At 36.4% G+C, this 7483-nt stretch carries 7 protein-coding genes; all 7 read left to right on the forward strand.

Annotated elements, in window-relative coordinates; translation table 11 throughout:
* Positions 1-21 precede the first annotated feature (21 nt).
* The gene (gene rapZ, locus J7J33_05665; protein ID MCD6168766.1) at positions 22-867 is read left to right on the forward strand and encodes an RNase adapter RapZ; all 846 of its coding nucleotides are present in this window, start codon (positions 22-24) and stop codon (positions 865-867) included.
* Complete coding sequence (gene yvcK, locus J7J33_05670; GenBank protein MCD6168767.1) at positions 864-2171, forward strand: uridine diphosphate-N-acetylglucosamine-binding protein YvcK; 1308 nt, start codon at positions 864-866, stop codon at positions 2169-2171. Before rapZ ends, yvcK begins: the two co-directional genes overlap by 4 nt.
* Entirely contained in the window at positions 2168-3091 is a 924-nt protein-coding gene (gene whiA, locus J7J33_05675) for a DNA-binding protein WhiA (protein ID MCD6168768.1), read from the forward strand. Before yvcK ends, whiA begins: the two co-directional genes overlap by 4 nt.
* The gene (gene rpoN / locus J7J33_05680; GenBank protein MCD6168769.1) at positions 3069-4352 is read left to right on the forward strand and encodes an RNA polymerase factor sigma-54; all 1284 of its coding nucleotides are present in this window, start codon (positions 3069-3071) and stop codon (positions 4350-4352) included. Before whiA ends, rpoN begins: the two co-directional genes overlap by 23 nt.
* Entirely contained in the window at positions 4336-5343 is a 1008-nt protein-coding gene (gene gap, locus J7J33_05685; GenBank protein ID MCD6168770.1) for a type I glyceraldehyde-3-phosphate dehydrogenase, read from the forward strand. Before rpoN ends, gap begins: the two co-directional genes overlap by 17 nt.
* On the forward strand, positions 5344-6528 hold the full coding sequence (locus J7J33_05690) for a phosphoglycerate kinase (protein ID MCD6168771.1): 1185 nt from the start codon (positions 5344-5346) through the stop codon (positions 6526-6528).
* A gap of 2 nt (positions 6529-6530) precedes the next feature.
* A partial coding sequence (gene trxB / locus J7J33_05695) for a thioredoxin-disulfide reductase (GenBank protein ID MCD6168772.1) occupies positions 6531-7483 on the forward strand: 953 nt, incomplete at its 3' end.

The following is a 7483-nucleotide window of genomic DNA, read 5'->3' on the forward strand; positions in this document are numbered from 1 at the left end:
AAGGAAAAGAATAGAAATTTTGTGATAATTACTGGTATCTCCGGAGCAGGGAAAACTAAAGCATCAAACTTCCTTGAGGATATGGGGTATTTTTGTATAGACAATCTCCCCTTAAGTCTTATTAAGAAGTTTGTGGAGTTATATAAAAGGGGAATTGGTGGCGTTGATAAGGTTTCTCTCACAATAGATATAAGGGAGAAGGATTTTACTAAAAATTTTCCTAAAATATATAAGGAACTTGAGGAGGAAGGTTTAAATCCATTTCTATTGTTTCTTGATGCGGGGGAGGAAACACTTGTAAAAAGATACAAGGAGACAAGGAGAAAACACCCTTTGTTTACAAAGGATGGCTTAATTACCGCAATAAGAGATGAAAAGTTGAAACTTAAAGAAATAAAGGATTTAAGTGATGTGGTTATAGATACATCAAAACTGAAGCCTTCAGAGTTAAAACAGAGGCTTATAGAGATATTTAAAGAGAAGAAGGAAACAGTGATGTCAATAACTATAATATCCTTTGGTTATAAGTATGGAATACCCATTGATTCAGATATTATATTTGATGTAAGATTTCTCCCCAACCCATTCTATATAAATGGTCTTAGAGAGGTATCTGGTCTTGATGAGGGAGTCAAGAGGTATGTGCTCTCTCATGCTGCAACAAAAGGTTTTTTAAAAAGATTTAAGGACATGATATTCTTTCTAATACCCCAATATGTGAAGGAAGGTAAGACATCGCTTATAATATCCTTTGGTTGCACAGGTGGGAAGCATAGATCTGTAGTTATATCTGAAGAGGTAAAGAAAATACTTGAAGAAAAGGGTTACAAATGTACCCTATTTCATAGGGATATAAGGAAAGAATGAAAGAAAAATTGAAGAGTTTTTTTAAATGGCTTTATCCAGGGATGAATGTTAAAAGATGGATTCTTGTTATGGGGTTTGGATTCATCATATCTGCCCTTGGGTTCATGGTGATTCTTGATTTCACAAGACTTGGAATGATAAAGAGATTTATAATAAAGTTCATCATAGTCTTTATGAAAGGAAACTACACCTATCCTGTATGGCTTTCAAGAACTATAGCAATTTTGTTTATTTTATTTGGTATATTCTTACTCATATTTGGATTTGTTAAACTCCTAAACTCACTATTCACTGCGCTCCTCAAGGAGAAAAGAAAGGATGTAGTTCATATAATACACAGATATAGATTCAGGTGGAAGGAAAAGAAAGTGCTTTCCTTTGGAGGAGGAACAGGCTTATCCAACCTGTTAAAAGGTCTAAAGGAGTATCCATTCTTTCCAACAGCTGTGGTAACTGTAACAGACGATGGAGGAAGTTCAGGAAGACTCAGAGAGGAACTTGGAATTCCACCACCAGGGGACTTGAGAAACTGTATTGTTGCACTTTCAGAGAGTGAGGAATTCTTAAAAGAACTCTTTCAGTATAGATTTAAGGAGGGTGAAAGCCTTCAGGGACACTCCCTTGGAAATCTTATAATAGCAGCTTCAATGAAGTTGAAAGGTGGTCTTCTTCTCGGAGTAAGTGAACTTGAGGAAGCCCTTAATCTCTCAGGCAGAGTTATCCCTGTATCTGAAAGTGTGCTTACCCTTGTGGGAGAATTTGATGATGGAGAAAGGATTGTTGGCGAGACGAATATAAGAAAGAAGGGTGGAAAGATCAAAAAAATATACATAGAGCCACCGTACGCAAAACCAACTATAAAGGTTCTTTCTGAAATTGAAAAAGCAGAGCTTATAACCTTTGGACCTGGAAGTTTATTTTCATCGGTTATACCTCCCCTCCTCTTTGGACCAATTATAACGGCATTGAAAAAGACCAGAGCAAAAAAGGTGTATATACTTAACATAATGACAGAGAAGGGAGAAACAGACAATTTTACTGCATCCATGCATGTTAAAAAGATATTTGAACACACAAATGGAAAAATCTTTGATTACATTGTTGTAAACACAGGCAAAATCCCTGAATTCTATCTAAAAAAATATGAAAAATATGCTTCCAAACCTGTATTTTTAGATGAAGAGAAACTTAAGGAAATGGGTTTGAAGGTGATTAAAGGTAACTTTGTAAAGATAGAAGAGGGTTATATTAGGCATGATGCAAAAAAATTAAAAGAGACCCTCTTAAAGATCATTAGAAGATGATAGGACCTTCTTTTACATCTCTTGTTAAGAAGGAACTTGTCTCTCTTAAACCCAAAACAGAGGATGAGAGTCTTGCAGAGCTCAAAGGGATACTTCTTGCATCTGGTCTTGTGGTGCTTAAAAGAGATTCCATTGATATAGTTTTTAAATCTACAGACCCTCAGGTATTAAGAAGAATCATACTTTTATCAAAGGAGATTATGGGTAATAAAAGGGAAGTTATCATTGAGAAGGGCAAGAGGCGAAAGTTTTACAAACTCATACACAATTTTAACAAGAGAGATTTCTTATTCTCTGGAATAATAGATAATGATGATCTTAAGGTACACTTTAAACCCAAAAGCGAAAAGGAGGCATCTGCATTTTTAAGAGGTGTATTCCTTGGATGCGGAACAGTCACAGATCCAAGGAAAGAGTATTACCTTGAACTGAGACTCTCTGAGGAGTCTTCCTTCTTTGAGATAATGGAGCTTGTCCAGATACTGCACTTCAACTTCAAGTCAAGGATAAGGAGAAAGAAGAGGGTCCTCTATCTTCAGTCAAGAGACGGAATCAAGGAGTTTCTCGGATTTATAGGTGCATCTTCATCCTTCCTCTCCCTTCTCAATCAGGAAATAAAAAAGAATTTAAAAGAATCTCTCACAACAAAGATAAACTATGAGATGCAGAACATAGGAAAGATTGTAGATTCATATTTAAAAATTAGAGATGCTATACTTTTCTTGAAGAGAGAAGGAGTTTTTAATAGACTCACCCCTGCCCTGAGAGAGGCAGCTGAGACAAGGCTTAAGTATCCTGACAAGAGCTTAAGAGAGGTTGCAGCCATTATGGGAATCTCCAAATCTGCCCTCAATCATAGATTGAGGAGGATTTTAAAGATAAAGGAGAAGATAAAGGGTGGAACTAAGAAGAGAGATTAAACAGATTCAGAAACTTACATTGAGAAAAAATCTGATACAGGTAATGAGACTGTATCATGCTCCTCTTTTAGAGTTAAGGGAGATATTGAATCAGGAGTGGGAGGAGAATCCTTTTTTAGAAGTTACAGAAACAAAAGATGAAATTGATATAGATGAGGAGTCTTTAAAATTTGAGGAAAAGGGAAACATAATAATTTATGAGTCCTTTCTGAAAGAGGAGAAGGGATTAAAGGATTACCTTGAAGAACAACTCGTTCTCTTTGATTTCTCCAGAGAAGAAAAAGAGATTGCAAGATTCATCATAGGAAACACAGATGAACATGGATTCCTTCCCCTCTCGCCTGAAGAGATTGGAAAAATACTGAAGAAAGATATAGAAAGTATAAAATCTGTTCTTGAAACTTTAAAAAGAGAGCTTCATCCCCCCGGAGTTGTTGCAAGGGATGTAAAGGAGGGAATAATAATTCAACTTACAAGGAATGGATTGATTAAAGATGTGAGGGAAGCAGAGAAAAATATAGATAAACTTCTAAAGGGAGAGAAGGTCCCTGAAAGTTTTATGGAAAAGATAAAAAAGATCTCCATCTACCCAGGGGATACTATAGACAGGAGTAAAAATCTATACATAACACCTGAATTGTACCTAAGGATTATTGATGGAGACTTAAAGGTATTTTATAATGAAAAAATATTACCAAAAGTTAAGTTTAATAAAAACCTTTACGATGATATGCTTATGAAATTAAAGTTTTTATCAAAGGAAGAGAGAAAGTTTATAAAAACAAAGGCTAAGGATGCAAAAAATCTTGTATTTTTAGTAGAGGAGAGAAAAGAGAAAATATTAAGAATTGCTCAGTATCTTATAGACAGACAGAAGGATTTCTTCCTTAAAGATGGGTATCTGAATATCTTAACTCTAAAGGATGTATCCAGCGATTTAAATCTGTCCATTTCCACTGTTTCAAGAATACTACATGAGAAGTACATAGATACACCTAAAGGCATCTTTCCCCTCTCTTTCTTCCTTGGAAAGGATAAGGTAAAGAGAGGAGTATTTGGGACAAAGGTAAAAATGCTAATAAAGAAACTTATAGATGAGGAGGATAAGGATAGACCTCTTTCTGACGGAGAGATAGCAAAAAGATTAGAAAAATTTGGTATATTTATAAAAAGAAGAACAGTCAACAAGTATAGAGAAGAAATGGGTATTCCCTCAAAAATACAAAGAAAAAGGAGGAAACGCAATGAGAGTAGCCATTAACGGATTTGGAAGAATTGGAAGACAGGTATTTAAAGTGCTAAAGAAAAAGTATCCTGGAATTGAGATTGTAGCTGTAAATGATCTCTTTGATCTTCCAATGTTAATTCATCTTTTAAAGTACGATTCTAACTATGGTAGTTTTGATGCAGAGATTGAGGTTAAGGATGACAGATTCATTGTAGATGGAAAGGAAACTCTTTTCTTGAGAGAGAGAAATCTTTTAGATCTTCCGTGGAAGGATTTAGGGATTGAGGTGGTTATTGAATCAACAGGAGTTTTTACAGATGCTGAGAAGGCAAAGGATCACCTTGAAGCAGGAGCAAAGAAGGTTGTAATAACTGCACCGGCAAAAAATGAAGATATAACCATTGTTCTTGGAGTAAATGAGGATTTATATGATCCTAAAAAGCATAGAATTATTTCCAACGCTTCATGCACAACAAACTCTCTTGCCCCGGTGGTTAAAGTGCTTCACAAAAATTTCGTAATTGAGAAGGGGCTTATGACAACGATACATTCATATACAAATGATCAAAGACTTCTTGATGCTCCCCATAGAAAAGATTTTAGAAGAGCGAGAAATGCCGCAACAAACATAATCCCCACAACAACTGGCGCTGCAAAGGCTGTAACTGTTGTAATTCCCGAGCTTAAGGGTAAGTTAAATGGAGTAGCGATGAGAGTTCCAACTCAGACAGTCTCCATAACCGATTTCACATGTGTTGTTAGTAAGAAAACAACTAAAGAGGAAGTGAATAAAGTTCTTAAAGAGGCATCAGAAACCTATCTTTCTGGTATCCTTGGTTATTCTGAAGAACCGTTGGTTTCTACTGATTTTCGTGGGAGTGAGTTCTCTGGAATAATTGATGCTCTACTCACAGAGGTTATAGATGGAAATCTTGTGAAAGTTTTCTCCTGGTATGATAATGAGTGGGGATACTCCACAAGGGTGGCGGACCTTGTGAAATTTATATTTGAAAAGGGGGTTTAGATGCAGTTAAAAACTTTGAAAGAAGTAAGTTTAAAAGGGAAGAGAATTCTTTACAGGGTGGACTATAATGTCCCCCTTACTGATGATGGGAGAGTAAGAGATGATACAAGGATAAGGGCTACCATACCAACATTAAACTATCTTCTTGAAGAGGGTGGAAGGGTAATAGTAATCTCCCATCTTGGAAGGCCTAAAGGAAGGAGATTACCTTCCTTTTCTTTAAAGCCTATTTCAGAGAAACTATCTGAAATAATAGGGAAGGAAGTAAAATTTATTGATGACTGTATAGGAGATAAGGTAAAGGAGGCATGCGTCTCTCTAAGAGATGGAGAAGTAATAATGCTTGAAAACTTAAGATTTTATCCAGGAGAAGAAAATGCTGATGAAAAGTTTGCAGAGGAACTTGCAGAGTTGGGAGATATATATGTGAGTGATGCCTTTGCAGTAGCTCATAGAGCGCATGCATCTGTCTTTGTTCTACCCACCCTTCTCCCGTCCTATGCAGGTTTTCTTATGGAGAGAGAAGTTAATTTCTTATCAAAACTTATAGAAGAACCTGAAAAGCCTTTTGTGCTCATTATAGGTGGAGCTAAAATATCTGATAAAATTGGAGCATTGAAAAACCTTTTAAACAAAGTTGACACTGTACTTATAGGGGGAGGTGCTGCCTTTACCTTTATAAAAGCAGAAGGGTATGGCATTGGAAGTTCCATATTTGAAAAGGAGATGGAAAGCGTTGCAAAAGAGATTTTAACTGAAGCCAGTGAAAAGAATGTTAAGTTTTTGCTCCCGCTTGATATACATGTGGCGGAAGAGTTGAAGGAGGGAGCAGATAAAAAAATTGTACCTGTAGAAAAGATACCCTATGATTGGTATGGACTGGATATTGGACCAAAAACTATAAAACTCTTTACTGAAGAAATAGAAAAAGGGAAAACCATCTTCTGGAGTGGACCAATGGGAGTTTATGAGATGGAGGATTTTGCAGATGGAACCAGAGCAATTGCCACTGCTGTCTCTCAGAATAAATACACAAAGGTTGTGGGAGGTGGAGATACAATTTCAGCTCTAAACAAATTTGGATTGTTGGATAAGATGACCCATGTCTCCACAGGTGGTGGAGCATTATTAAGATTCCTTGAAGGAAAGGAACTACCTGGCATAAAAGTACTTCTAAAGGAGTAGATATGAAGATTATACTTAATGATTTTCAAAAACAGGGTATAAAGGAGGAGGAAAAGAAAAAAAAGTTTGATGCAATAATTCTTGGAGGGGGACCTGCAGGATTAACTGCAGGGATATATGCAAAAAGATTTGGTTTATCAACACTCTTAATTGAAAAATTGGGCATAGGTGGACAAGCTTCTGTCACAGATATAATAGAGAATTATCCTGGATTTCCACAGGGAATAAGTGGTGAGGAGCTTACCAAAAAATTTGAAGAACAGGCAAAAAGGTTTGGGGTGGAGATAATCTTTGATGAGATAAAGGAGATAAAACTCACCCGCCCTATAAAGCTTATCTCTGAAGACAATGAGTTTGAAGCAGAAGGTTTGATAATTGCTACAGGTGCAGACCCAAAAAAACTTGGTGTTCCTGGTGAAAAGGAACTTACAGGTAAGGGTGTTTCATATTGCGCAGTATGTGATGCCTTTCTCTTTAAGGATAAAAATGTGCTTGTAGTTGGAGGAGGGGACTCTGCAATAACAGAGGCTTTGTATCTTACCAAATTTGCAAAAAAAGTTTATGTAATACATAGAAGGGATAAACTTCGTGCCGCAAAGTATCTTCAGGACAGAGCTTTTGAGAACGATAAGATTGAATTTATATGGAGTTCGCTGGTTAAAGAGATAAAGGGAGAAAAGAGGGTGGAAGGTGTAACAATATATGATAAGGTTAAGGATACCACATGGGAACTTGAGATTGATGGAGTATTTATATACATCGGTCTTACCCCGAATACAGATCTATTTAAAGGAAAAATTGAGCTGGACGAAAAGGGCTTCATAATAACAGATGAAGATATGAGAACAAATGTGAAGTTTGTTTATGCTGCAGGAGATGTGAGAAGAAAATCCTTAAGGCAGGTTATCACAGCAAGTGCAGACGGAGCCATTGCTGCAAATTCTTTATTCAATGA

The organism is Caldisericia bacterium (assembly GCA_021158845.1).
In the GTDB taxonomy this organism is placed as follows: Bacteria; Caldisericota; Caldisericia; order B22-G15; family B22-G15; genus B22-G15.